The organism is Tissierella sp. MB52-C2 (genome assembly GCF_030931715.1).
Taxonomy (GTDB): domain Bacteria; phylum Bacillota; class Clostridia; order Tissierellales; family Tissierellaceae; genus Tissierella.
In genome coordinates, this window is the sequence record NZ_CP133261.1 from 1,366,632 (window position 1) to 1,393,157 (window position 26,526).

25 protein-coding genes, 1 pseudogene and 1 other annotated feature are annotated in these 26,526 nt (G+C 31.0%); of the genes and pseudogenes, 23 read left to right on the top strand and 3 right to left on the bottom strand.

Translation table 11 applies throughout. The features are described from left to right. The first annotated feature begins 7 nt into the window (after positions 1-7). From RBU61_RS06690 to lysS, 4 genes are all read left to right on the top strand, one after another. Positions 8-1,957 (top strand): HlyD family efflux transporter periplasmic adaptor subunit, encoded by a 1,950-nt coding sequence (locus tag RBU61_RS06690; RefSeq protein ID WP_308878849.1) that lies wholly within the window; start codon positions 8-10, stop codon positions 1,955-1,957. Further along, complete coding sequence (locus RBU61_RS06695; protein ID WP_308878850.1) at positions 1,954-3,114, top strand: ABC transporter permease; 1,161 nt, start codon at positions 1,954-1,956, stop codon at positions 3,112-3,114. Before RBU61_RS06690 ends, RBU61_RS06695 begins: the two co-directional genes overlap by 4 nt. Positions 3,115-3,179: 65 nt before the next feature. Continuing rightward, on the top strand, positions 3,180-4,256 hold the full coding sequence (locus RBU61_RS06700; RefSeq protein ID WP_308878851.1) for a sn-glycerol-3-phosphate ABC transporter ATP-binding protein UgpC: 1,077 nt from the start codon (positions 3,180-3,182) through the stop codon (positions 4,254-4,256). A gap of 52 nt (positions 4,257-4,308) precedes the next feature. After that, positions 4,309-4,580, top strand: a binding site (T-box leader). A gap of 91 nt (positions 4,581-4,671) precedes the next feature. After that, positions 4,672-6,192 carry a lysine--tRNA ligase gene (lysS, locus tag RBU61_RS06705; RefSeq protein ID WP_308878852.1) on the top strand — a complete coding sequence of 507 codons (1,521 nt, stop codon included), beginning with the start codon at positions 4,672-4,674 and terminating at the stop codon, positions 6,190-6,192. A gap of 89 nt (positions 6,193-6,281) precedes the next feature. On the opposite strand, the gene RBU61_RS06710 is transcribed toward lysS, so the two are convergent. Both RBU61_RS06710 and RBU61_RS06715 read right to left on the bottom strand, forming a co-directional pair. Further along, positions 6,282-8,036 (bottom strand): ABC transporter ATP-binding protein, encoded by a 1,755-nt coding sequence (locus tag RBU61_RS06710; protein ID WP_308878854.1) that lies wholly within the window; start codon positions 8,034-8,036, stop codon positions 6,282-6,284. Then, complete coding sequence (locus RBU61_RS06715) at positions 8,033-9,769, bottom strand: ABC transporter ATP-binding protein (protein ID WP_308878855.1); 1,737 nt, start codon at positions 9,767-9,769, stop codon at positions 8,033-8,035. Before RBU61_RS06715 ends, RBU61_RS06710 begins: the two co-directional genes overlap by 4 nt. A gap of 153 nt (positions 9,770-9,922) precedes the next feature. On the opposite strand from RBU61_RS06715, the gene RBU61_RS06720 reads away from it, so the two are divergent. From RBU61_RS06720 to RBU61_RS06780, 14 genes and pseudogenes are all read left to right on the top strand, one after another. Continuing rightward, entirely contained in the window at positions 9,923-10,792 is an 870-nt protein-coding gene (locus RBU61_RS06720; protein ID WP_308878856.1) for a LysR family transcriptional regulator, read from the top strand. Positions 10,793-10,999: 207 nt separating this feature from the next. Further along, positions 11,000-11,161 (top strand): annotated as a pseudogene (locus RBU61_RS19540) (recombinase family protein); the annotation flags it as partial. 427 nt (positions 11,162-11,588) lie between these two features. Further along, the gene (locus RBU61_RS06730; protein ID WP_308878857.1) at positions 11,589-12,278 is read left to right on the top strand and encodes a response regulator transcription factor; all 690 of its coding nucleotides are present in this window, start codon (positions 11,589-11,591) and stop codon (positions 12,276-12,278) included. Beyond that, complete coding sequence (locus RBU61_RS06735) at positions 12,279-13,211, top strand: HAMP domain-containing sensor histidine kinase (RefSeq protein ID WP_308878858.1); 933 nt, start codon at positions 12,279-12,281, stop codon at positions 13,209-13,211. 77 nt (positions 13,212-13,288) lie between these two features. Further along, on the top strand, positions 13,289-14,209 hold the full coding sequence (locus tag RBU61_RS06740) for an ABC transporter ATP-binding protein (RefSeq protein ID WP_308878859.1): 921 nt from the start codon (positions 13,289-13,291) through the stop codon (positions 14,207-14,209). Beyond that, entirely contained in the window at positions 14,206-14,904 is a 699-nt protein-coding gene (locus RBU61_RS06745; protein WP_308878860.1) for an ABC transporter permease, read from the top strand. Before RBU61_RS06740 ends, RBU61_RS06745 begins: the two co-directional genes overlap by 4 nt. 19 nt (positions 14,905-14,923) lie before the next feature. Then, positions 14,924-15,118, top strand: a complete 195-nt coding sequence (locus RBU61_RS06750) for a hypothetical protein (protein ID WP_308878861.1) — start codon at positions 14,924-14,926, stop codon at positions 15,116-15,118. A gap of 292 nt (positions 15,119-15,410) precedes the next feature. Next, entirely contained in the window at positions 15,411-16,412 is a 1,002-nt protein-coding gene (locus RBU61_RS06755) for a C45 family peptidase (protein WP_308878862.1), read from the top strand. Positions 16,413-16,795: 383 nt separating this feature from the next. Beyond that, positions 16,796-17,788, top strand: a complete 993-nt coding sequence (locus tag RBU61_RS06760; RefSeq protein WP_308878863.1) for a hypothetical protein — start codon at positions 16,796-16,798, stop codon at positions 17,786-17,788. A gap of 17 nt (positions 17,789-17,805) precedes the next feature. Beyond that, entirely contained in the window at positions 17,806-18,693 is an 888-nt protein-coding gene (locus tag RBU61_RS06765; protein WP_308878864.1) for an ABC transporter ATP-binding protein, read from the top strand. A gap of 3 nt (positions 18,694-18,696) precedes the next feature. After that, the gene (locus RBU61_RS06770; RefSeq protein ID WP_308878865.1) at positions 18,697-19,455 is read left to right on the top strand and encodes a hypothetical protein; all 759 of its coding nucleotides are present in this window, start codon (positions 18,697-18,699) and stop codon (positions 19,453-19,455) included. Positions 19,456-19,827: 372 nt separating this feature from the next. Further along, complete coding sequence (locus RBU61_RS06775; protein ID WP_308879781.1) at positions 19,828-20,472, top strand: VanZ family protein; 645 nt, start codon at positions 19,828-19,830, stop codon at positions 20,470-20,472. A 10-nt stretch (positions 20,473-20,482) separates the two neighbouring features. After that, positions 20,483-20,560, top strand: a complete 78-nt coding sequence (locus tag RBU61_RS19545; RefSeq protein ID WP_374212516.1) for a hypothetical protein — start codon at positions 20,483-20,485, stop codon at positions 20,558-20,560. A gap of 12 nt (positions 20,561-20,572) precedes the next feature. Next, positions 20,573-20,779 (top strand): hypothetical protein, encoded by a 207-nt coding sequence (locus tag RBU61_RS06780; protein ID WP_308878866.1) that lies wholly within the window; start codon positions 20,573-20,575, stop codon positions 20,777-20,779. A gap of 107 nt (positions 20,780-20,886) precedes the next feature. On the opposite strand, the gene RBU61_RS06785 is transcribed toward RBU61_RS06780, so the two are convergent. Continuing rightward, the gene (locus tag RBU61_RS06785; RefSeq protein WP_308878867.1) at positions 20,887-22,068 is read right to left on the bottom strand and encodes a PLP-dependent aminotransferase family protein; all 1,182 of its coding nucleotides are present in this window, start codon (positions 22,066-22,068) and stop codon (positions 20,887-20,889) included. A 58-nt stretch (positions 22,069-22,126) separates the two neighbouring features. Here RBU61_RS06785 and RBU61_RS06790 point away from each other — a divergent pair, with 58 nt between their 5' ends. From RBU61_RS06790 to RBU61_RS06810, 5 genes are all read left to right on the top strand, one after another. Beyond that, the gene (locus RBU61_RS06790) at positions 22,127-22,576 is read left to right on the top strand and encodes a DMT family transporter (RefSeq protein ID WP_308878868.1); all 450 of its coding nucleotides are present in this window, start codon (positions 22,127-22,129) and stop codon (positions 22,574-22,576) included. A gap of 144 nt (positions 22,577-22,720) precedes the next feature. Then, positions 22,721-23,122, top strand: coding sequence for a BlaI/MecI/CopY family transcriptional regulator (locus RBU61_RS06795; protein WP_308878869.1), 402 nt, complete (start codon positions 22,721-22,723; stop codon positions 23,120-23,122). Beyond that, positions 23,115-24,878, top strand: coding sequence for a M56 family metallopeptidase (locus tag RBU61_RS06800; RefSeq protein WP_308878870.1), 1,764 nt, complete (start codon positions 23,115-23,117; stop codon positions 24,876-24,878). The genes RBU61_RS06795 and RBU61_RS06800 overlap by 8 nt, the downstream gene beginning before the upstream one ends. Positions 24,879-24,899: 21 nt before the next feature. Further along, the gene (locus RBU61_RS06805; protein ID WP_308878872.1) at positions 24,900-26,132 is read left to right on the top strand and encodes a S8 family serine peptidase; all 1,233 of its coding nucleotides are present in this window, start codon (positions 24,900-24,902) and stop codon (positions 26,130-26,132) included. A 54-nt stretch (positions 26,133-26,186) separates the two neighbouring features. Then, positions 26,187-26,516 (top strand): hypothetical protein, encoded by a 330-nt coding sequence (locus RBU61_RS06810; RefSeq protein WP_308878873.1) that lies wholly within the window; start codon positions 26,187-26,189, stop codon positions 26,514-26,516. The last annotated feature ends 10 nt before the right edge of the window (positions 26,517-26,526 follow it).

Consider the following 26,526-nt stretch of genomic DNA (forward strand, 5'->3'; position numbering starts at 1 on the left):
AAAACATATGAACAGCAAAAAATTCATAAAAGGAATAAATCTATTTTTGGGAATTACACTTTTTCTAACTTTTTTTTCTAAAACCATATATAATTTTAACCTTCCTACTGTAACAGTTGTGTCTCTTGTAGGTGGGAAATTACTTAATACAGTTGAAGGGACTTCACAGATTACTTATAGAGATAGCTATGATATCTATGCAAAAAAAGAAGGTATAGTAAAAGATATTCTTATTAAGCCTGGTGATAAAGTGATAAAAGGACAAGCACTTATAGAATTTGATCTAAATGAGGATTATATTGAGGAATTGACATTAGATATACGAAAAAAAGAACAGGATATTAAGCTTTTGAATATGAAATTAAATAATTTGAAATCGGAGGATTTGACTGCAGAAAAAGGGAAAATCGAAAAGTTGAATACTGAGATTTTAGATATAAAGTCTGAAATAGAAAGGATTGAAGATGGGACATATGAATCATTAAAAAAATCAGAATATGAGTTTAATATTGATATTGCGGAAAAAAAACTGAGTGATAAAAAAGAACAATTTAATTCAGGAATGACAAATAAATCTGAGCTTAATGAAGCAGAGAATAACCTTGAAATAGCTAATATGCAGTATGAACAATATATACAATCTGAGAAAGAAGCTAAAAACGCCCTATTGAACGATAAACAAGAGCAAGTAAATAACTTATATGAAAAAACATTTTCCTTTGAGAAGGAAAATGAGTATGCAATTAAAGATTTACGCTTTCAAATAAGTGATATTGAGTCTGAACTTTCGATATTGGATAAAAAGCTAGAGCAAGAGACAGATGATATGACTATTGAAGAATTGACATTGAATATACGAAAAAAAGAACAGGATATTGAACTTTTGAATATGAAATTAAATAATTTTGAATCTGAAGATTTAATGGCTGAAAAAAGGGAAATCAGAAGATTAAATGATGAAATTTCAGATATAAAGTCTGAAATAAGAAGGATTGAAGATGGTAGATATGACTCATTAAAAAAATCAGAATATGAGTTTAATATTGATATTGCGGAAAAAAAACTGCGTGATAAAAAAGAACAGTTTAATTCAGGAATGACAGATAAATCCGAGCTTAATGAAGCAGAGAATAGCCTTGAAATAGCTAATATGCAATATAAACAATATATGCAGTCTGAAAAGGAAGCTAAAAGTTCCCTATTGAACGATAAACAAGAGCAAGTAAATAGCTTATATGAAAAAACATTTTCCTTTGAGAAGGAAAACGAGTATGTAATGATGGATTTTCGTTTTCAATTAAACAATAGTCAAGCTGAGCTTTCAATACTTAATAAGAAGCTAGAAAAAGAAAAGAATGGTAAGATTATAGCAGAAGCTGATGGCATTATCATCGGTATAGAATGTGAAACAGGAAAGCTTATAAATAAAAATGATGTTTTGGTTCAGGTGAAGGATATGTCAAGTGAATTTAAAACAGAGTTAGTTATTGATGAGGAAAAGCTAAATTTATTTCACATGGAAAGCCCTGTAGAAATAAAAGTAAGAGGAATTTCAGAAACTTTAACAGGAGAAATTCTAAGTATAAATCCCAATGGGAGTGAAGATGATACAAGACATAAAATAACTATAGCCATAAAAGATACTTCCTTTCAGTTGGCAGGGAGAAATGCTGATATAAAGATTAAGGCCGAAAGTCAATTATACAATTCAATTATACCAAATGATGCAGTAAGGAAAGATACAAAAGGATATTATGTTTTGGTGTTGCGAGAAGAAAATAATGTACTGGGTAGAAATTACATCGCTCATAAGACCTATGTGGAATTGATAGATACCGATAATTCTCTATCAGCCATTAGAGAATTAAGCTTGTTTGAACCGATTATTGTAACTAGCACTTCTCCTATTGACTCTGGAAGTCGAGTAAAATATGAAGGTATTGGTGATAAAGAATGAAAATAAAGAAAAGGGTCTTAATGATTTTGACTTTGATGCTGTGCCTAACCACAGGATTATGCTATCTTATAGGCCTATATATAGTAGAAAGCACAACTAATAACCTTTATATGACGTCTATAGATAAAGATTCTACTTTCTTTAATGCCAGAGATATTGATTTCCTAAATGAGAAGAGACATCCTTTTACTTTTATAGCAAGAGAGTATATGAATGTTTCTTCTGGTATAATTGAAGGTCAGACAGAGATTATCGGAACAAACGAGAATTTTGCCTATATGAAGAAATTAAAAATATTATCAGGATCATTCTTTAATGAGATACATATTGAAAAAAATAGCAATGTAGTTGTATTAAGTAGTAAAGCTGCTTGGCATTTTTTTGGAAATAAACAAAGCGTAGGTAATGATATAATCATAAGTAATGAAAAGTTTCAAGTAATTGGGGTGTTTGAAAAGGATTTAGCACAAGAAGATGAAATACTTTTATATATGCCTTTTTCAAAGTTAAATCAACTTGCTTCTAATGAATTGAAAGTTTTAGATATATGGCTTCAACTTGACAATATATCGGAAGTGGAGCCAGTCATAATAGAAATGGGATATCTACCTAATGACATAAATATTGTTGAAATAGATCAGTATAAGGATATTGTTATGCAACGTTTTAAATTTATTATTTTCATTGTTGGTATAGTTATTATCATTTTTTTATGGAAAATGATATTGAATAATATAAGGATTTTAAAGCAAGAAATAATAGAATTTTTGAAAGAAAATTATATAAGAGATATATGGTCAATTTTTAGCAATAGGAAGATTCTCTTTCAATTGCTATATTCCTTAGCTTATATGCTATCTGCTTTACTGATTTGGAAGATAATTCGATTTAAACCACGTATACCTAGTGAGTTTTTTATGTGGAGAGATTATAATTTTTATGTTTTTAGAGATATATTGGATTTTTATATACAGTCTAATATTGGAATCCCAGTATTACAATATCTAAATTATTTAAATACTATATCTAATATATTGTTTTTCCTATCCATATTATCAGCTACATCTATTTTGTGTGTATTATCTAGAAGAAACCAAAGGAATCTAGTTCAAGAGGATGATAAATTAGAAAATAAAAATAATCAATCATTTATTTAGAAATATCTTAATGAGAATTGAGCTGAAAGATATATGAAATTATATAGAGAAAGGGGAGATTCTATTTGAAATTACAATTAAAAAACATTAGCAAGACATATGAGAATGGGTTTACCGCTGTAAAAGATTTTAATTTAAATGTTGAAGATAAAGAATTTATAGTCTTTGTAGGACCTTCAGGATGTGGGAAAACTACTACACTTAGAATGATTGCGGGTCTGGAAGAAATAACAAGTGGAGAACTAAAAATTGATGGAGAAATTATGAATAATGTATTATCTAAGAATCGAAATATTGCTATGATTTTTCAAAATTATGCTTTATATCCACATATGAGTGTATATGACAATATAGCCTTTGGTATGAAAATACGTAAATTACCAAAATCAGAAATTGACCATAAAGTAAAAGAAGCGGCAAATATTCTTAATATTTATGATTTGCTAGATCGGAAACCCAAAACATTGTCTGGTGGCCAACGTCAGCGTGTTGCCATGGGTCGAGCTATTGTTAGGGAGCCAAAGATCTTTCTCATGGACGAGCCTTTATCAAACTTAGATGCAAAATTAAGAATTCAAATGCGGGCAGAAATTGCTAAACTATATCATCGTTTACAAGCAACCATTATTTATGTAACTCATGACCAGACAGAAGCAATGACCCTTGGAACTCGAATAGTGGTAATGAAAGAAGGGGTAATCCAGCAAGTCGATACTCCCAAAGGATTGTATAGTCACCCTAAAAATATATTTGTGGCAGGATTTATTGATACACAAATAAATTTTATTGATGCAATAGTAAAAAAGATTAATGATAAAATTTATCTTCACTTCAATGGTATTGACATAATATCTCCAGAATCAATTGAAAATGTAATGGAGCACTATGTAGATAAAACAGTTATAGTAGGCTTACACCCTGAAGCTATACAGATATGTCAAAATAGTACAAAATATGCAAAAGTAGATGTAGTGGAACATCTAGGTTCTGAGGATAATTTATATTTAGACTTATCTGGAATGAGTATTAATGCAAAGGTTAGCTCAGAATTAAATATAAAAGTTGGTGATAATGTAAAAATCTCCATTGATACAAAGCAAATGCATGTTTTTGATAAGACAACAGAATTGGCTATATGTTAATATTAGAAAAATGTTGACTTTATAAATAAAGTATAATAGAATAATCAAAAGTAAAAAGATTATGAAGAGATGAGTAGATAGATTAAATTTTTTTACAGAGAGCTTCCATTGGTGAGAGGAAGTAAAAAATATTTATTGAAAAAAGCCTCTGAGTCTTACATTGAACCTAAAAATAGGGGATGATGTAACGGGAGCTCCCGTTAAAGAGCTAGAGTATAACCTGTTAACTATATTGTAGTTAAGAGACGTACTTGAAAAGGTTAATATGGTGACATATTAACAAACTGGGGTGGTACCACGAAGTAATTATCTCTCGTCCCCAAGACTTATGTCTTGGAGGTGAGAGTTTTTTTATTGTCACAAAGTAGAAATATGTAAAAAATCTATTTTGAAAAAATGAAAGGTGGTATTATCAATGTACGGCAACTATACAGATTTAAATAATTTAAGTGAGATAATGCAAGATGCTAATGAATTTATGGTAGAGAGAGTAAAGAAATTAACACAGCTTAAAGAATATGGGATTAATCCATATCCATATTCTTTCAATACAAGTTCTAACTCTAAGTATATATTAGAAAACTTTGATTCTATAGATAGTGAACAAGAATTTATTTTAGCAGGTAGAGTTATGCTTTTAAGAAAGATGGGAAAGGTTACTTTTTTAAATATTAGGGATCAGCAAGGAACAATTCAAGTTTATATAAGTAAAGGCCATATAGGAGAAGAGGAATATAATCTAATTAAACTAATAGATACAGGGGATATTATAGGAGTACAGGGAAGTGCATTTAGAACAAAAACAGAAGAAATAACTATAGATGCAAATAAAATCACAATGCTTTCTAAATCCATAAGACCATTACCAGAAAAATATCATGGGATTCAAGATGCTGATTTAAGACAAAGACATCGTTCTCTTGATATGATAATGAATGAAGACGTAAAACAAAGACTTATTAATCGTTCAAAAGCTATGTCAGCCATAAGAGAATTTATGGCTGGAAAAGATTTTATGGAGATGGAAACTCCAATATTAGATACAAAATATGGCGGAGGAGAGGCAAAGCCTTTTGTAACAAATGTAAATGCGCTAAACTGTGAAGTGTTTATGAACGTGTCCCCAGAATTATATTTAAAAAGACTTATAGTAGGAGGAATCGATAGAGTTTATACTATGGTAAGAGCCTTTAGAAATGAAGGTATAGATAGAACTCATTATCCAGAGTTCACATTATTTGAATGTTATATGGCTTATGCAGACTATGATGATATGATGAGGCTTATGGAGCAGCTATACGAATATGTATTTTTAAAGGTAAAAGGAACGACTAAGGCAACTTATGATGGAATAGAAATTGATTTTAAAGCTCCGTGGAAAAGAGAGACTATGTGCAATCTTGTAAAAAAGGATACTGGAATAGATGTAGAAATCCTTTTAAAAGAAGATATAGTGAGATTAATAAAAGAGAAGGAACTTTTATTAGAGGAGCAAGAGGAAGGGCTAGATTTAGAAGAAACTTCAAAGGGAGATTTAACTTTAATTCTATTTGAAGCTTATAGTGAGCAGCATTTAATAGAGCCTACTTTTGTAATAGATTTTCCATTAGATTCTTCTCCACTATGTAAAGTTCATAGGTCTAATCCAGAATTAATTGAAAGGTTTGAGCCTTATGCTTTTGGTGTAGAATTAGGAAATGCGTATTCAGAACTTAATGATCCATTAAGACAGAGAATATTGTTACATGACCAAGCTAATAAATTGAGAGCAGGGCTTGAGACAGCGAGCCCAATGGATGAGGAATTTGCAGTAGCAATAGATACTGCAATGCCACCAGCCGGAGGTTTGGGAATAGGTATAGATAGAATGATGATGTTCTTAACAGATTCTCCATCTATAAAGGATGTAATAGCATTTCCATTAGTAAGGAGATAAAAGAGCTTTGGGTTACAGCGAAGAATGTAGATAACATGAAAACCTTAGGATTTAAGTATTTATATCCTAAGGTTTTTCTATGAATTAAATTAAGAAGAAGCAATAGTTTGTGCAGGAACTAACTGGCTGTTATAAAGTCTTTCATAATAGCTACCGTTTTTTAATAATTGATTATGAGTTCCACTTTCCACTATATTACCATTATCCATGACCAAAATTAAGTCTGCCTCCCGTATGGTTGAAAGCCTGTGGGCTATAACAAAGCTTGTTCTACCTTCAACCATTTTTAGGAAGGCTCTTTGTATATGGATTTCTGTTCTAGTATCTATATTACTTGTGGCCTCATCTAAAATAAGCATTGGTGGATCCACAAGCATTACCCGGGCAATGGTAAGGAGTTGTTTTTGTCCTTGAGATAGGTTTCCACCATCATCAGAAATAAGTGTATCATAACCATGAGGTAAACATTGTATGAAATTGTGAGCGTCAGCAGCTTTAGCAGCTGCAATAATTTCTTCATCTGTTGCATCTGACTTACCATAAGAGATATTATCTCGTATAGTACCTGAAAATAGCCATGTGTCCTGAAGTACCATACCAAAACTAGATCGTAGACTATCACGGCTAATGGACTTAATATCAATACCATCAATGGATATGGAACCTTTATCAATATCATAAAATCTCATAAGTAAGTTTACAAGAGTTGTCTTACCTGCACCAGTTTTACCAACTATGGCAATTCTAGTACCAGATTTTACATTTAGATTGAAATTTGTAATCAAAGGATTATCAGGGCTATATGAAAAACTCACGTTATTAAAGTCTATTTTACCTAGACTATCTTTAATATTAATAGCGTCTATAGCATCAGCTTTTTCTGGAGGTGTATCAAGAATATAGAATATACGTTGTGCTGATGCAGCTGCAGCCTGTATCTGAGTAAATATTCCAGTTATCTCATTGAAAGGTTTTGCAAATAGATTTGAGTAAATAAGAAAGCTTGAAATGTCTCCAACTGTGATTTTGCCTAATATAGCTAAAGTACTGCCCATAATACCTATAATAGCATAGGTATTATTGTTCACAAGGCGAGTAGTAGGTCCAGATAGTGAGCCATAAAACTGTGATTTTACTCCTGAATTATATAGTGTATTGTTAATTACTTTAAATTTCTCGAAAGAACGATCTTCATAATTAAAGGCTGTGACAATTTTTTGTCCACTAATAATTTCTTCCACATAGTCATTTAACTTTCCTAAGCTTTTTGCTTGATTTCTAAACATTTGTTGTGAACGATTAGCAATAAATCGTGCCATTAAAAAGGAAGCAGGAGCAGAAAAAATCACTATTATTGTCATAATTGGACTTATATATAGCATAAATCCTATTGCACCTACGATAGTAACCATAGCCGTAAGCAATGTTGAAAGTCCATGAAGCATTCCATCTGAAACAGTATCTATATCATTGATAAAACGACTTATTGTATCACCATGAGGGTGACCATCATAGAACTTAAGAGGCAGTATACTAATTTTATCAAAAAGTTGATGACGCATATCATTGACAGTTTTATATGAAATCCAATTTGTTAAATAGGTCAAGAGCCATGTAAATAAGTTACCAAGACCATAGATCAATGCCAAAATAATTAAAGTTTTGAATAGTAATGTAAAATCTACTGCATCTATTCCAATCATATGATCAATAGATTTACCTATGAGCATAGGACCAATTAAGCTTGACACAACACTTAGAAAGGCGGCTATGAAGGAACCAAATACATAAGCTTTGTAGCTTTCAATATATTTTAAAGTTCTCTTTAATATATTCTTGTTCATATAGAAGCCTCCTCATTTGAAAATTGTGATAAACATATTTCTTTATATACTTCACAATTATTCATAAGTTCTTTATGTGTACCAGAGCCTACAATATGTCTGTCATCAAATACAATAATTTTATCAACTTCCTTTATAGTGCTAACCCTCTGAGATACAATTATTACAGTCATATTTTTACTAATTTCATTAATTGCTTGTCTTAGTGCTGCATCTGTAGCGAAGTCTAATGCACTTGCAGAATCATCAAGTATCAAAATATCAGGTTCTGAAACTACAGCACGAGCGATGGTCATACGTTGTTTTTGTCCACCTGAAAAGTTTAATCCACCACGTGATACCTGTGTGTTATATCCATTGGGAAGCTTTGAAATAAATTCATCAGCCTGTGCAATTTTAGCTGCTGCTACAATCTCTTCATCTGTGGCATTTTGTTTGCCCCAACGAATGTTTTCTGCTATACTTTCTGTGAATAGCACCGCATTTTGTGGTACAATACCAATTTTGTTACGTAGTTCATGAAGTTTATAATCTTTAACATCTATTCCATCTACAAATATATTACCTTTTGTCGCATCATAAAACCTAGGAATAAGGTTTATGAATGTAGATTTTCCTGATCCGGTGCTACCTATAAGTCCAATAGTTTCTCCAGGATTAATATCTATTGAAATATCTTCAAGAACCATATCACCTGTATTGCTGTAAGCAAAGGAAACATTGGTGAACTGAATTGATGGAGTGTTATTATTTATAATACTGGGAAGACACTCTGCATTGTCTGGAATCGACGTAGTAATAGCTAACACCTCATTTATACGATCGGCAGAAGCAGCTGCCCTAGTAAATATAATTACAAGGTTGGATACCACTATAAGTGCAAGTAGTATTTGAGTAATATAATTTACAAATGCAATAATTTCTCCATGAGAAAGCTTTCCCGTATTAACATGGAACCCAGCGACCCATAATATGGCTATGATAGCAGCATTCATTACAAATGAAGTCATAGGATTAAGTAATGCAGATATCTTACCAACACTAATGGCAGATTCAGTTAAATCATCGTTTGCGGCGTAAAATCGTTGTTTTTCATTTTCGGTTCTTGCAAATGCACGGATTACTCTTATTCCAGAAAGATTCTCTCGCAATATTAGTCCCATTTTATCCAGTTTCCTTTGATATTTACGATAAAGGGGTGAAGATTTGCTTATAACAAAATACAATATAATTGCAAAAATAGGTGTAACAGCTAAAAAAATCAGTGATAATTTAAAATCTAGTATCATGGCCATGATGATTGCACCTATACATATAAAAGGTGCACGTATAACCAGACGTATAAGCATTGCAACTGCAAGCTGAAGTTGATTTACGTCATTTGTAATTCGATTTATTAGTGATGATGTACCAAAAGTATCTATTTCCGAATAAGAAAAAGAAGATATATGTTTAAAAAGAGTATTTCTTAAAGTCGTACCAAAACCTTGTGATGCACGTGCCGCATAATATTGACATATCATAGAGCTGCAAAATCCTAGTATTGCCATTAGGAGCATAAGTCCGCCCATTTTAAGTACATAATCTGTATCGTGTTTATCAACACCATTATTAATGATAAGTGCTATAATTGTAGGCAGTAGTAATTCAAGGATTGCTTCCAACAGCTTAAAAGCTGGACCAATTATACATTCTTTTTTATATGGTTTTAAAAAGACTGCAAGTTTGAACAAATTTATCATCCTCCACCGTGATATAATGATTAAAGATATATTGCACATTTTCATATCTCAGGCTATAATTGTATCATAGGAATTGACATATTTAAAATATCTATTTCATATATGTGATATATGAAAAACATATATCATTTTGGAGGTTTTTTTATGGATTTAAGACAATTAAAATATTTTCTTACAATTGCAGAGGAAGGTCAGATAACTTCAGCGGCTAAAAAACTTAATATGGCACAGCCGCCCCTAAGCCAGCAACTCAAGCTTTTGGAAGAGGAGCTTGGTGTAAAGCTCGTAGAACGAGGCTCACGACATGTGAAGCTTACAGATGCGGGGAAAATCTTGATGAACAGAGCACGTCAAATCTTAGAGCTATCGAATTCAGTTGTAAAGGAAATTGACGATTTCAGCAAAGGACTGAAGGGAACCTTATCAATAGGTACAGTTTCCTCCTCAGGCGAAACACTTTTAAGCGGAAGAATATCGGAATTTCGCAAGGAACATTCTGGTATTAAGTTTGAAATATATGAGGGTAATACTTTTGCACTTATTGATCTTCTAAATAAAGGTATTATAGAAGTAGGAATTGCCAGGACACCATTTAATGCCTTAAACTTTGAGTGTAAATATGCAAAGGCTGAACCTATGATAGCTGCAATACCAAAGGAATGCTATTGGGGCCCAACTGGTTCTACTGCATCAGTCAGTGAACTAAAAGATAAGCCATTAATCATTTATAGAAGGTTTGAACATTTAATTTATGAAACCTGTATGGAGCATGGATTTGAACCAGAAATATTCTGTAAAAATGATGATGCTCGAACAACTCTTTTGTGGGCAAATGCAGGACTTGGAATAGCCATAGTCCCTAAGTCTGCATTTGAACTTGCTGCTAATAGAAATCTGCTTTACAAAGAGATAGAAAGTGAAAAGCTGAAAACTCAAATAGCTGCAATATGGGTGAAAGATAGGTATATTTCTCCTATTGCATTAAAATTTATAGAAAGTTTCGGAAGCGTATAGGTCAAAGTTTCGGAAGCGTATAGGTCAAAGATATAATTGCACACTCTCAAAAAGTCACTGTGAATCCGCTTCTATGGGATGGAAAAGAATATGCCGATGATATTTTGAGCATACCCTTTAGATAAAAACTTAATATGAAATTAAGAGGCTAAGTTTTAGGTGGACTTCAATGACTGATAGACTTAATCTCTTTTTTATACTCAAGAAAGGAATACAGTAGATTCCCTACAAAATATAAGAAAACTAAAAGAAAAGAATATCGCCATATTTTTTGAGAAAGAGGGAGTCAACACCTTAGAGAGCAACGGAGAATTATTAATTACAATCCTTAGCAGTCAAGCTCAAGAGGAGAGCAGAAACTTAAGTGAAATACAAGGTGGGAATTAATAGTTAAAATACTTAGAATTTCATTGTTATCAGGTAACTTAAATGAATAATGGGGAAGTTTTGGTAAATTTAAGTGCTTTATGTTGAAATAAATCTCCTAAGGATATACAATAACAATGTTGTTGCAAGAATTGAAACATAAGATGAAAAATATCTAAAAAATACAATAGCTGTATATAATTTTATTACCAAAAAGCAATATATTGGTATTCTTATAAGTATGCTTGATCTTAATATAATAAACTTAAAATTATTCTTTAGAGAATTGATGAAATATAAAAGTTTTATTTCCTGCCATAAGGTTTATTATACTATCCTCAAAAAAATCTTTTGAAATTTAAAGCAATTGTTGCACATATAGAAAAGAGTTATAATAAAAATATCATAGATTGAATGTGAGGTAGAAATCATGAAAATTTTACTGGTTGAAGATGATAAAAATATAAGTGAAATGGTTTGTGATTATTTAGAGGGTGAATCCTATGAAGTTATACAGGTATATGATGGGAATGAAGCGATACATAAATTTGAGAAAGATAAATATGACGCGGCATTAGTAGATTTGATGCTTCCTAGCTCTAGTGGATTGGAAGTAATTAAGGCCATCCGCGCTACAAGTATGATACCGATTATTATCATTACTGCAAAAGATAGTGATGCAGATAAAGCGATGGGCTTGAATTTAGGTGCGGATGATTATGTCACAAAACCTTTTTCTATCATTGAATTATCTGCAAGAATCAAGGCAAATATCAGACGTGCTACAAAATACAACCAAACAGAAACTGAGAAAAATTCTATAATTTCAATTAAGGATTTGGAAATTAACATCACTCAATATCAGGTAAAACGAAATGAGGAACTCTTAAATCTAACTCACACAGAATTTGAGATTTTGAGACTGCTGGCATCGAATCCAGGCAGAGCATTTTCCAAGGAACAGCTCTATAATTTAATTTGGAAAGAACCTTACTACGGTAATGAAAGCGTATTGAATACTCATATGAATAGATTGCGGAATAAGCTTCGTACAGAAAAAGAGGATACGGAATATATTAAAACATTGTGGGGAATCGGATATAAGATGGAGGAAGATTAGATGTATGTGATATTGGTGATTGTTATTTTTATTTTTTTATGCATAAGCGTGTTTGAGCATAGGAAAGTAATAAATCAGTCCAAAGAAATGGACTATATCAGTAAAAAAATAGAATCTATTTTGCAGGGAAATGGTAAGGAGTTCATCATGGTATCGTCTGAAAGTGAAATGGTAAAGAGGATTGCTGTAAGTGTTAATCATTTACTTGAACGGCATTATCAGAATCAGATAGAGTATCAGAAATCACATAAAATAATGAGTCAGGTATTAACAAATGTTTCTCATGACTTAAGAACACCATTGACTGTTTTAAAGGGATATACGGAAATTCTTCAAATAAAATCGAAAGATACTGTTTCAAATGAGGAGATTACAAATTTAATTCATAAACTGGATACAAAAACTCAGGAGATTGTAAGAATGATTAACCAGTTCTTTAGCATGGCAAAACTGGAATCAGGGGATATGATTTTAAATATACAAAGACTAGATATTGGAAGAATATGCAGGAATATTATACTGGAATATTATGATTTGCTTGAAAAACAAAACTTTCAGGTAGAGATTCAAATACCTGATTATCCAATCTGGGCAGATGTGGATCAGGAAGCACTGGAGCGTATTCTGAAAAATCTGATTGATAATGCAATGAAATATGGCGTGGATGGAAGCTTTCTGGGAATCATAGTACAGGAAATAAACAATGAGATAGTAATAAAAATTGAAGACCATGGTGTTGGCATAGTGGCAAAAGAAAAAGAAGAAATTTTTAATAGAACCTTTACTTTAAATAGTAGCAAGGAGAGAAAACATTCAGGAAGTGGTCTTGGACTTCCGATATGCAGAAACCTGATTAAGCAAATGAATGGTACAATTCATGTTTCCAGTGTTCCAGAAAAAGAAACTATATTTTCTGTACATTTAAAAAGTTAGAAAAAAGTTAGAATTAAAATAGAAAAAAGAGAAGTTCACTCTGTATACTTAGAAATATGCAAAGGAGGGAACATACAATGGAATATATATTGGAAACCAATGGGCTTACTAAATCGTACAAAAAGAAAATGGCAGTCGATCATGTGAATTTACATGTCAAAAAAGGTGAAATCTACGGGTTCGTCGGGCCAAATGGAGCTGGCAAGAGTACCATATTAAAAATGATTTTGAATCTTACAAAACCGGATTCTGGAGAGATAAAAATATTTGGAGAGACAGTTAGCAATAATAATTTTGAAATATTGAAACGGATTGGCTCAATCATAGAAAATCCATATTTTTATGACAAACTAACTGGACGTGAAAACCTGAAATTGCATTGTGAATATATGGGGTATCATAATAAAGGACAGATTGATCATGTATTAGAGGCTGTTTCGCTGACAGATATTGAAAATAAAGCGGTAGCACATTATTCCTTAGGAATGAAGCAGCGTTTAGCAACTGCAAGAGCAATCTTGACAAAACCCCAAATTTTGATATTAGATGAACCTATCAATGCACTAGATCCAGAAGGAATACGGGAAATGCGCTCTTTGTTTCGTAAATTAAATGAGGAATGGGGAATCAGTATTCTTATTTCGAGTCATATTTTATCAGAAGTAGAACTAATTGCTGACACGATTGGTGTCATACAGAAAGGACGACTTCTGAAAGAAATATCCATAGAAGATATTCATGATTATAGTACAGAGTATATGGAAGCAGAGGTAAGTGATACCAGCCGTGTAGGATATCTGTTAGAAGAAAAGCTGGGTATTACGAATTATAAAATTATTTCTGATAAAAAAATTCGGATTTTTGATATGCATATATCCGGTACAGAAATCTCTGGATTGATTATCCAAAGCGGAATTGGGCTTGAAAGTATCCGAAAACAGAAAAATACATTGGAAGATTATTTCTTCCAGTTGACAGAAGAGGATGAAAGATTATGATGCAATTGATGAGATTAGAATTAAAAAAATATAAATTACAATATCATATCATAGGTGTCGTGATCGCCATTCTGTTAATAATGGCTTTTATTACCATTTCACTTGTTGATAGTATGACAGATCCTACACAGACAAAGGATACTTATGAAAGTACATTTATGGCAATTAATCTATTAATAACGGTTATATTTTTGGTATATTCTTCTGTACTGATATCTAAGATAGTGATTAGTGAATATAACAATAAAACAATTATGATCTTATTTTGTTACCCACTGAGCCGAAAAAAACTTATGATAACAAAATTGCTAATGGTCAGTATTTTTACCATTATAGCTATGACAATCAGTTATTTGTGCTGTACTTTTTATCTGATAGGTATTGATTATTTTTTTGATATGGTGCAAGGTACTTTTAATATAAGTTATCTGAATCCATACATTACTGAAGCAGTTACCAGTATAGTAATGAGCGGTGTCTTATCCCTAATTCCATTTGTTATAGGGATGCAGAAAAAATCAGTACCGGTTACGATTGTGAGCTCTTTGTTGGTCATATTTTTAAGACAAGTGATTATTACAAAAAATATGGGATACAGAGAAACTCTGCCACAATTAATTATTGTGGTAATACTCACGTTGATTGCTGTAAAATATACATTTTATAAAAAAGTAAATGAACTGGATAATTTGTAAGGAATAATAATATGGGAAGATGTTAGTTTTAATCTTTGAAGATTCAGAAGAAAAGATAATGGAAATAGTCATAAAAGTACTGGCTGAGAAAGAGAAACTAGAAATTGTTTTGCCAAGGCAGTGTGATGTGCTGGAGTATAAAGATATAGTTATTAGCTGTAGGAGTAGCGAGGTATTTAGACTACATCATTCGTGTAGCAACAAGGCACGTTAAGTGTATAATTCTGATGATGTGTTATGATCAAAACGATAAATAAGGTATATAAACTAGAATATATAATGGTTTTGGTGCAAAAAGTGGGCGAAAATTAGGCTGGAAACAGAAGTTTGAGTTTTGAATTAAGTAGACAAAGCATTCTATTAAGTGTAGTAAATTTATATTATTTTTACTGTATCTAGTGAGATAGCACAATATTAATATAGTTCTTGACATAAAAATTTTATTAAACTAAGCTTGTAGTATGAGTTAACGTTAGCTCTCAAATTGAAAATAGGAGAGTGAAATTATGTATCATTCAAGATGGAAAGGCAGTCACTATGAAGCAGGACTACGTTATGGGAATATATTGCATAAAAAAGGGGTTAATCCTATAGATAACATGCCCATAAATGATGAGAGAAAAGAATTTGCAGCAAAATGTCTGGCAATTTACGAGAAATTTTATCCGGAAATAGTTGAAGAAATAAAGGGCATGGCAGATGGATTACAAATTGATTATATGGATATAGCAGACTTTCTTTTTACTATGTATTGCTTTGTATTTGATAATAAATGCTCTTGTTTTGCTTTTTCTTATAAAGGAAAAACCATCTTTGGTAAAAATAGTGATTTTATTGTGAGTATGGAGAAGTTTTGCGATAGTGCTTATTATAAGCTAAATAATGCCTATTCATTTATTGGAAATACAACTGCATGGACAGAAATGGAAGATGGTGTCAATGAACATGGATTAGCAGTTGGTCTCACTTTCATTTATCCCATAAAAATAAAGCCTGGATTTAATGCAGGAATGCTTGTCAGGTACATTTTAGAGAAATGTAAAACAACAGATGAAGCTATTTTAGCATTAAAAAAAATTCCCATTGCTTCACCGCAAACAATCACGCTGGCAGACAAGTCTGGCAATATTGCAGTTATAGAATGTAATTGTGATAAGGTTGTTGTCTTAGCCCAGGAACAAGGGAAAAACTATATTTTTACAACCAACCATTTTGTGTCTGAAGAAATGCAGAAATATCAATTTGATGGTGTTGATGATGTACATTCTCATGAACGATATGAAACATTAGTAAATGCATTTACAAATAGTCAAGATTATTCACTAAATTTTGCAAAAGATCTTTTGTCTGGAAAGATGGGATTTATGTGTCAATATGACCGTAAACAAGGACTTGATACCGTTTGGTCATCAATCTATGATTTAACAGATGGTACAATTTTTAGAGTTGAAGGAAATCCTTCAAGAAAAGCATTCAAACAGGATAAAAGGTTTAGTTTCGCAAAATGAGCATACCCTTTATTTGAAAATTTAAAGTAAGAAAACCCAGAGGCATTAAGATAAAAATCTTAGTGTCTTTGTTTTTGCTAAACATCACCAAAGAATATTACCGTCATATGTTATCTTCTCCTAGACTTAGTAAAGTATATCCTTTGTCAAGGATGATTAAAAAAGACATAGATTAGATTATTAAGATGATTTCTGTATTCTATAGGAGTCATCTTTTTTAAGTTTCATTATATCATGAATAAATAAATTAGCTTACAATTATAAATTGACTGAACAACAGTCAATTTATAATTGTAAGCTTTAATTAAGGTTTATGTTATCAAGAGTTAAGCATAGAGGGGTAAAATATTTTTGTACCCGAGAAAACACAGGAGGAGAAAATGATGAGTTGGGAAGTAAAGAAAATATTTAAATCAAAAAACGGAATAATTGCTTTAATTTTATTTTTTATCCTTTGTACATCCATGGTATTTATGAAACCACGATTAGAAGGGGAAAGTGATTATAAAGATAAAAGTAAAGATGTAGTATCACTTCAAGAGCAGTTTAACATGAAGGTTGAGCTATTAAAAGAGGTTAGTGAAAATAAAGAAGAAGATGATATTTCAAAAGAATTAAAAGAAATATCTAATAAAAAGTTAGCTGCAATAAAATTCAATGAATATAAGGATATTAGATTTTGGAAGGTCTTTAATCATAGGGTATCTCATTCATTTATGACCTTTGTTATGCTTACCATCATAGTAATTATTTTTTCTAACATTTATACAGATGAGATTATATCAACTGTCGATAATTTAATCTTATCATCAAGAAATAAAAATAAAGTTTTATATTCAAAATTGGCCTTAAGTATAGGAGCCCCAACGATTTTATATGCTATGTATTTAGTGATACAATTTGCAGTCACCTATATACAATATGGAAAACCTATTAATGGGAGTTTACAGGCAATAAGAATATTGGACAACCCATTATTAATTAAAGATGCCTATACAATATATGGATTCATACTGCTTAAAATAGGTATTATGCTTATAATTCTTATGACATTAGGAGTACTAGCAAGCTTATTTTCGTTCATTACCACAAATTCTATTCAATCTACAAGCGGATTTTTAATATGTATACTTTTAGGTAAAGTAATGATTTTAATTAAATGGCTACCAAAAGAAGCATTGATGATACTTTCAAAAATTAATTATATAGACTTAATATTTAAATTTAATGAATTTGCTGGAATGTATTTTGGAAGATTAGAAGTATTTACTATGAGTTTAGATGTAGCAAACTTATGCTTAGGGATTATAATAGCTACTTTATTTATAGGAATATTTTCATGTACAAGTATTTTTAAAAAATTTTTAGCAAGATAAATTAGGAGGAGTTAATTATGAATAAACTTGAAATAAAAAATTTGACTAAGAGTTATGGAAAGAAAAATGCAAATAATAATATAACACTTACATTGGAAAATGGGGTATATGGACTTTTAGGGCCTAATGGAGCAGGTAAAACAACATTAATGAAGCAAATAGTTACACTAATTAAACCTACAAATGGAGAGATAATCTACAATGGCAAAAAAATTTATAGTATAGAAGATAAATATAGAGGAGTTATAGGTTATTTACCACAAGAGTTTGGAGCTTATAAAAACTTTTCAGCTAAAAACTTTTTAAAGTATGTAGCAGCATTAAAAGGTATAGATAAAAATGAAACAAATGGAAAAATAGATGAATTATTAAATTTAGTTGGATTGTATGATGTAAGAAATAAGGCTGTTGGAAAGTTTTCAGGGGGCATGAAAAGAAGAGTGGGAATTGCTCAGGTGCTATTAAATGACCCTAAGATTATAATATTAGACGAACCAACAGCAGGATTGGATCCACAGGAGAGAGCAAGATTTAGAAATCTATTATCAGAGATATCTAAAGATAAGATAATAATACTTTCAACTCATATCATTTCTGATATAGAATCTATAGCAAAGGAAACTATTATGATAAAAAATGGTGAAATAATTATGAAGGGAAGCCATAGAGAAATTTTATCTGATATGAACGGAAAAGTATATAGAATAAGAACGAATGATGAAAATCAATTAGCAGAAATACAAAATAAATATAAGGTAGTAAATCTTCAAAGAGGAATAGATTTTACTGAACTTAGAATTGTAAGTGATAAAGTCATAGCTTATGCAAATGCAGAGATTATAGAACCTAAATTTGAGGATGTTTATATGTTTTATTTCGATTTAGAAAACACAAAGGAGGTATAATCAGTGGGTACACTTATAAAATCAGAATTAAGAAAAATGTTATTAAGAAAAAGTGTTTTAATAACTTGGGCAGCATCCTTGTTATTTGGAAGGTTATTAATTCATAATGGTACTGTAGGTGATGTTTATGCAGATGTTTTTTATAAAAGTTATGGATATACACCTATAATGGCGCTAGTTATGTTTATGATTTTATCTGGTGCTTATACCTTAGAGTATAATTCAAACATGAATGATCTAATAAACACTACAAAAAATGGAAAGAAAAAATTAGTTACAGCAAAGGGAATAGGAGCGGGTATAGCAACTTCTATAGTAAATCTGTCTATGGTGATTACAATATATTTAGATGGATTTAAGAAAGCAAACTTTAAAGGCTTAGATATGCCACTAAAAAACCTTTGGTACTTCGAAGGCATAAAATCCAATTTAAATGTATTTCAAATGATGATAATAGTGAGTATTACTGTAATCGCAGCTTCCTTTTTCTTCTCGCAGTTAGGTTTATATTTATCATCAATAAGTAAATCTGCTTCTATGCCATTTATTTTTGGTGGTTTAGTTATGGGAATACCATATATACTAGAACATGCTTTACCTAGTAAACTTATTGTTATGACTCCATTATGGGGAATGATGTCTTCACAGTTAATCAAGTATAAAGTAAGCACAGGGATAATGGTAATTCAAGGGATGATATTTATATTGGGGTATTTAAATTTACCTAAACTCACATATACTGCATTTAATCCGAATAAATGATAGTAGATATTCTACACCAGAGGATTTTACAAGGGAATTTAAAGAGTATTTTATAGAAGATAAAGACAAAATATATATCAGCAGTGAAGGAAAATACACTTTTAATATGTATATACCTTATATTTACAGGAGAACTTAGCATTAAAGGATTATTCTTTGAAAATTACCAGTGGATGATGATTTTTGCATCAACACTATTATATTTATATTTCTTAAATTATTGAAAATATTGAGGAGGGTTTTTATGCAAGCATATTTTTACCTATAAAGGTTGCTTTTATCACTTTCCCGTTTATAGCTTTATATTTTACTTTTCCCTTCGCAATTTATCAATATAAAAAGCACGGATATATAAACAAATTTAGAGTTCTTATTTTATATTCTTTCCTATTATATTTAATTACAGCTTATTACTTAGTAATATTACCTTTACCAAAAACAAGAGATATAAAAGGTTTGCAGGTACCTGGCACTCAATATTATAACCTAGTACCTTTTAACTTTATTCGTGACATACTTAAAGAAACGAAAGTAGTTCTAACTACGCCTTCAACATACAAATATCTATTAACTGAAAGAGCTTTTCTACAGGCAGCTTTTAATGGAATTTTACTTACTCCACTTGGTATTTATTTGAGATATTATTTCAAAAAAGATTTGAAAAGAACCTTAGTTATTACTTTTCTAGTTTCACTATTTTTTGAAGTAACACAGATTACCGGATTATTTGGTATTTACAATGCTCCTTATAGACTTTTTGATATTGATGATTTGTTTTTAAATACTCTTGGGGGTCATATTGGATATCTGATAAGTCCAATGTTTACTTTTTTTCTTCCAAATACAAATGAAATGGATAATAACATAAATCTTGAAAAAATAAGAGGAACCTATTTCAGAAGAATTTTAGCATATCTCATAGATATGTTTGTAATTAGTTTAATTTCAAACATAAATGAAAGTATTACTTTAGAAGTAGTAGTATTTTTCGTATATTTTAATTGTTTATTTTACTAATGGTAAAACTATTGGAAAATGGCTTACAAATATAAGAGTAAAAGGACAAGAAAACAAATTAACCTTTAAAGAAGTATTTATAAGATAGGGTATTTTGTATTTGGGAGTATTTAGTGGTAACAAAATTCTATTTGCTGTAGCTACATTAAATCAAAATACTGAAGTTAGTTATGCAATTATTATTATAAATATAATACAATTTGTAATAATCTTATTAATTCTAGTTCATGCAGTACTTTGTGTTATTAAGAAAAACAGATTTTTTTATGAAAAAATTAGTAATACTAGCATTGTTATATCTAAATAATAAAGGTGGAATTGATCGTTAGCATTTTTCTATCAAAACACATGTTGAATGCTGTTGCTTAATGACAAAGAAATAAATGCAAATGTACAATGTTATGTTGCATAATTCTATAAGTGCATCCTATTACTTATTATATCTACAATATCCTTTATTCCATCTTCTATATATTCATGTGGAACATTAGAGGTATTTAGCTTAATATAGTTTTTTCTATCATCGAAATCTTGCAAGTAATTTGATGATGTATCTGAAATAAGTATGGAGTTCTTTCCTGCTTCTTTTATGATATTTTTAATATTAATTTTAGTACCAAGCTCAAGACATGTGTGAATACAGTAATTTTCATAACTCTGATATATTTCAGTACCATTATTAATAGTATAATAGTTCTGTAATGAATTATGGAGTTTCTTTGCCCTGTGAGAGTAGGAATATCTCATTTTTTTTCTATGTTTTTCAAACATGCCACTTTTTATATAAATTTCTAAAGCAGCTTGAGATATCATAGATGTGTCTACATCAGAATATATTTTGTATTTACTGAATAATCCTGCAAGTGAATCAGGAATAATGGAAACTCCAACCCTAAGCCCTGGAAAGATAATCTTAGAAAAACTCTTCAAATAAATGACACGAGATTGGTCATCATATGAATAAATAGGATCTGCTTTAGAATTAGTTTCATAATCTGCTAAAAAATCATCCTCAACAATATAAACATCATATTTATTAGCTAGTTTTAAAATTTCTTGTTTATCTTTTTGTGATAAGGAAGAGCTTAAAGGATTATGATATCTTGGCATTATATAAAAAAACTTTATATCCATTTCTTTAAAGATACGTTCTAATTCTTCTAGATCTATCCCAGAATAATCTCTTTTAATACCTACTGTTGAAATTCCTTGAGTTTGTAGTTGTTCGATAAATAAATGATATCCAGGTTGTTCAATTAAAATAGTATGTTTATTATTGGGAAAAGGGAGTAATGTTAAAATAGATAATCCTTGTTGAATACCAGATGTGATAAATATATTTCTATCATTTGCAAAGACTTGATAATGTGTAAGTTCTTTTCTAATCACAGATACTAGAGATGGTAATCCTTTTGGTGTTCCATATATGAACAATTCATTCTTATAGGTGTCGATTGCTTGGTTGATACAATGTTGGAAGTCAATATATGGGAATACATTGGAATCTGGAGCTGAAGATGAGAAATCTGTAATCAATGCTCCATTTTGATTTAAAATATCTTTTTTGGGAACTACATAATGTCCACTTTGTGGCACTGAATATATAATATGCTTTTTTTCTAATTCTTCTAATGCACGGATTACAGTCCATTTATTGCAGTTGAAAAGATCAGCAATTTCTTCATCTAGTTATAATGTTTTAGCAAGAAAGATAGTTCAAAAATATAAATTTATTGATGTAACATATGTGATGATTTTTATAGGCTTTATAAGTTTCAATCTTTTATCTATGATAGACCGACTTTATAGTGGAGACCTGAAGACGTATTTTAGCGTATTTACTAATCAGGATTTTTTAATATCAATTTTATATTTAGGTATTCTATCATCTGTTGTAACATCACTTTTATCAAATTATGTTTTGCCTATAATATCGGCTCCTAAAATGAGCGTTTTTAATAATTTATTTACTTTAGTCACTGTAGTTGCAGGAGTACTATTATTAAACGAAAGGCTTTATTATTATCACATAATAGGTATTGTGAGTATTTTAATAGGTGTATTAGGAACTAATTTAGATAAATTAAGAAAAAATTCTATATAATCACCATCTTGCAGGCTGCCCTGATTAAGGGATTCCATTTTATTTGCTGATTAAAGTAGGCAGATGCCTACAAATAATAGTTGACAATACTAAAATTCATATATATGATATGAGTAGGCAATTGATTACTATGGAGGTGATAAATTGGATAATAGAGAAAAAACAAAACTTACAGATACGGAATGGAAAATAATGATGCTTTTATGGGAGAAGAATCCTTTAACCTGTAGACAGATTGAGGATGATTTGAAAGAGGAAACAGGTTGGTCAAGACATACAATTATTTCCTTCCTAAAACGTATGCAGAAAAAGAACTATATTCGTATGGAGGAAGCAAATCCTGCAAGACTTTACTACCCTTTGCTAAATAAAGATGAAACGGTATTACAGGAAACACGTTCATTTGTAAAAAAGATATTTGATGGCAAAATGGGATTACTTGTTTCCTCATTAGTAGATAGTGAGGATATTACAAAGGACGAAATTAATTCCATGCTTCAATCACTAAAAGAAGCATTAGTTGAAAAGGATGAGAAAAATGAATGAAGTCTTGAATATCTTAATGCATACTTCAATTGTATCATCACTTCTCATACTGCTTATTTTCATGCTTCGGTTTATTTTTAAAGACAAAATAAATCCAAGACTGCAATATACTTTATGGCTAATCGTTGTAGCTAGATTGATTATTCCTTTTAGCTTTCAATGGGAGGTTGAAACTAAGACTATTTTGCCACAAATTCAAATTTTAGATTTTAGATTCGAAAATAATATGGATCTATATGAAGACGATAGCTATCAGCCTCTAGCTAATGAAGATACTGAAAGCTATACAAGGATGTGGAATAACCAATCATGGGATTATTCATGGAGTCTATCTGATGTTTTGTTCATAATGTGGATTATTGGAGCCATTTATATATTAGCTGTTTTTGGCATACGCAATGTTTTTTTTCGCAGGAGAATTCTGAAGAGTCTGACGTCGTATGACTTTGATGATTATGAGGAAGTTGCTGAAATCATGGGAATAAAAGATAATATTCCAGTTTGTTTTTCTCAGAGTCTAAAATCTCCCTGTGTAATCGGGATATTTAATCCAAGAATTATTCTAACAGAAAGCGTCATTCATGATACTAAAGCAATTAAATTTGCTATCATACATGAAATGATTCATTACAAGCAAAGGGACAACTTTATTCGGCTGCTCGGAAATATTCTTTGCGCGTTCTATTGGTTTAATCCTCTCGTCTGGCTATCGGTAGAGGCAGCGAGGAATGATGCTGAGCTATCTTGTGATAGTAGAGTTATTGAAAAGATAGGATCAAGTGAACATTTCAATTATTGTATTACGCTTCTATCTATAGCTGGCAATGACAATCAAATAGTTGCTGCCATGTCAACGGGAGGCAGAAAAATGAAAAATCGTATTGAGATGATACTAAAGCCGCCACAAAAACGTACTATTGCTCTTGCTGTAGCCATAATTTGTCTCTCTTTGGGAGCAGTCTCATTTATTAATATAAATGTAAGAGCAGAGAATTCAAATACAATCAAAGGATTGACTGAAAGCAACGAAGAAAATGTTCACGAGTTTATTTCTCTTGGAAATATATATGAAGTTTATCAGTTTTTAACCTCACTTGAAAATCCCAATGACAATTATAAAATTAATACTATTATCATTGACAATAGAGGAAATAGAAAGGATATGTATAATATAGGACGAAGTCTGTATTTAGGATATGAATTTTCTGGAAGTGATAGTGTTTCAGGTCTCAAGGATGACCATGTGAAAAAAATAAGCAAAAACGCTTTATGCTTATTTTCCAATATATCTGATTTAGAAAATATAACGATTTCTTATATTGATAAGCCTGCGAATTCAGCTATTAGGAATGAAAAAGCACCAATTTCTTATAGCTATAGAAGGAGCGAAATCGAAAAACAATATGGCGATTTGTCCTTAATTGAAAGTGATGTGGAAAGTTTAAATATTGCTCCGAAAATTGACAATAGCTTCTGGCAAAGTATGGGCGGTAATAATGTGATTATCGTATATGGGTATTCAGAGTTTTTTGCTGGTTTGGGAATTGAAAAGAAGGAATATGAGGAAAATCCAGCAATAGCAAATGAGCTGTTTTCAAAATTAGGGGATTATAGTGACTCTTGGCAGAATAGTGGAGGTACCCTATATAGATTTTCTCCAAATCCCATATATGGTGAATGGGCAGATTTTATGATCACAACTGATAAATTGGGTAACATTAAGAGTCATGGAGTTATTTTATCGGATTTAAATTAATAACAGGGGAGGAAAGTTAAGATGAAAAGATTTATTTGTTTAATCATGGCAATATCAATTTTACTGGCAGGATGTGCTCCAGCTAAAACAACACAAACAGAAATATCAGAACAACCAGGGAAATATAGGACATTACTATCGCCAAAAAATAAGTTGAGCATTGTGAGAAAACCTGGTGCTGCAGATTATTCTTTTATTAATCCCGGAAAAATGAAAGAGTTGCCAAGCTATGACCCAGATTTAGATGAAATATGGCAGATTGACTTGAGCAGCAGCGATTTAACAGAGCTTGATTTATCAGAAAGGCTTAACGACTTGCTTAATGCTAGTTTTGATAGCAAAACTCAATGGCCAGATAAATTACCTGATGGGTTTGATCCACAGATGCTAATGGAATTAGGGAAAAATCCTGGACTGGGAGTAAGAGAACTTCATAAAAAAGGAGTCACTGGAAAGGGAATTGGTATAGCAATAATTGACCAAAGTTTATTAGTTGATCATGTAGAGTATAAAGAACAGTTAAAACTGTATGAAGAGATCCATTGTGCTGATGAAGAGGCAGTAATATTTGGACCAGTAGTGGCATCTATTGCTGTAGGTAAGACTGTTGGAGTAGCACCTGAAGCTGATCTTTATTATATTGCTGAAACACATGGAGATGTTAAAAATGGAGAATTTGAATGGGATCTTTCTTGGATTGCAAAATCTATTGATCGTATTGTAGAGATTAATAAGATACTGCCTAAAGGGGAAAAAATCAGAGTTATATCAATTTCTTTAGGAGTAGGAGGAAAGATGAATGGATACGAGCAAGTCTTTGATTCAATTGAGAAGGCAAAACAGGAAGGAATTTATACTGTATATGTAGATAGTGATCCATATTTTGGGCTTGGTCGTGACCCTTTAAAAAGTCCAGATGATATTACTTCATTTACAATAGGGGATTTTTGGAAAAATCAAAGATATGAAAATCAACGACTTTTGGTTCCTATGGATTATAGATGTACTGCAAGTCCTACAGGTGTTGATGATTATGTTTTTTATAAAGAAGGTGGTATGAATTGGACAGTACCTTATATTGCAGGATTATATGCACTAGCATGTCAAGTGAATCCTGATATTACACCTGAAGATTTTTGGAGAGAAGCATTTAGCACAAGTGATACAATTTCTGTTGATAACAATAGTCAAGAGAAACTTGGTAAAATAGTTAATCCAATAAAATTGATTGAAAAGATTGGGAAGATAAAATAGTAATAGTAAAAGCTATTAGATAAGAAACTTCAAGTATTAAGAAAGGGGTGTCTGATGAAACGCATTACTGTCATAAAAATAATGGTTTCTTTGTTTGTTTTGATAATTATGCTAACAGGGTGTTCCGACAAAACTTTCCTGCAAAGTCTTGGGAAGACAGGTGTATATTCTGATTCCAATGAAAGTAGTGAAATAATTGAAATAGGTATACATAAGACTATAAAGCCTAATCCTGAAATGCATGGAACTTTAGATTCTTTTCCTGAAGCTCCAAATGGCAATACTACCAGAATAGATGTTGGCAGCTATGATATAAGCAAGTTAGATCTTTCCAAGTATGAAGATTTACTCTATTATATTCGGTTTAATACAAAGACTATTTGACCAGAAAAAT

What these genes read in the sequence shown, in the direction of transcription:
- RBU61_RS06690 (WP_308878849.1), top strand. Translation starts at nt 8, where the DNA reads ATGAACAGCAAAAAATTCATAAAAGGAATAAATCTATTTTTGGGAATT.
- RBU61_RS06695 (WP_308878850.1), top strand. Translation starts at nt 1,954, where the DNA reads ATGAAAATAAAGAAAAGGGTCTTAATGATTTTGACTTTGATGCTGTGC.
- lysS (WP_308878852.1), top strand. Translation starts at nt 4,672, where the DNA reads ATGTACGGCAACTATACAGATTTAAATAATTTAAGTGAGATAATGCAA.
- RBU61_RS06710 (WP_308878854.1), bottom strand. Translation starts at nt 8,036, where the DNA reads ATGAACAAGAATATATTAAAGAGAACTTTAAAATATATTGAAAGCTAC.
- RBU61_RS06720 (WP_308878856.1), top strand. Translation starts at nt 9,923, where the DNA reads ATGGATTTAAGACAATTAAAATATTTTCTTACAATTGCAGAGGAAGGT.
- RBU61_RS06730 (WP_308878857.1), top strand. Translation starts at nt 11,589, where the DNA reads ATGAAAATTTTACTGGTTGAAGATGATAAAAATATAAGTGAAATGGTT.
- RBU61_RS06735 (WP_308878858.1), top strand. Translation starts at nt 12,279, where the DNA reads ATGTATGTGATATTGGTGATTGTTATTTTTATTTTTTTATGCATAAGC.
- RBU61_RS06740 (WP_308878859.1), top strand. Translation starts at nt 13,289, where the DNA reads ATGGAATATATATTGGAAACCAATGGGCTTACTAAATCGTACAAAAAG.
- RBU61_RS06745 (WP_308878860.1), top strand. Translation starts at nt 14,206, where the DNA reads ATGATGCAATTGATGAGATTAGAATTAAAAAAATATAAATTACAATAT.
- RBU61_RS06750 (WP_308878861.1), top strand. Translation starts at nt 14,924, where the DNA reads ATGTTAGTTTTAATCTTTGAAGATTCAGAAGAAAAGATAATGGAAATA.
- RBU61_RS06755 (WP_308878862.1), top strand. Translation starts at nt 15,411, where the DNA reads ATGTATCATTCAAGATGGAAAGGCAGTCACTATGAAGCAGGACTACGT.
- RBU61_RS06760 (WP_308878863.1), top strand. Translation starts at nt 16,796, where the DNA reads ATGAGTTGGGAAGTAAAGAAAATATTTAAATCAAAAAACGGAATAATT.
- RBU61_RS06765 (WP_308878864.1), top strand. Translation starts at nt 17,806, where the DNA reads ATGAATAAACTTGAAATAAAAAATTTGACTAAGAGTTATGGAAAGAAA.
- RBU61_RS06800 (WP_308878870.1), top strand. Translation starts at nt 23,115, where the DNA reads ATGAATGAAGTCTTGAATATCTTAATGCATACTTCAATTGTATCATCA.
- RBU61_RS06805 (WP_308878872.1), top strand. Translation starts at nt 24,900, where the DNA reads ATGAAAAGATTTATTTGTTTAATCATGGCAATATCAATTTTACTGGCA.
- RBU61_RS06810 (WP_308878873.1), top strand. Translation starts at nt 26,187, where the DNA reads ATGAAACGCATTACTGTCATAAAAATAATGGTTTCTTTGTTTGTTTTG.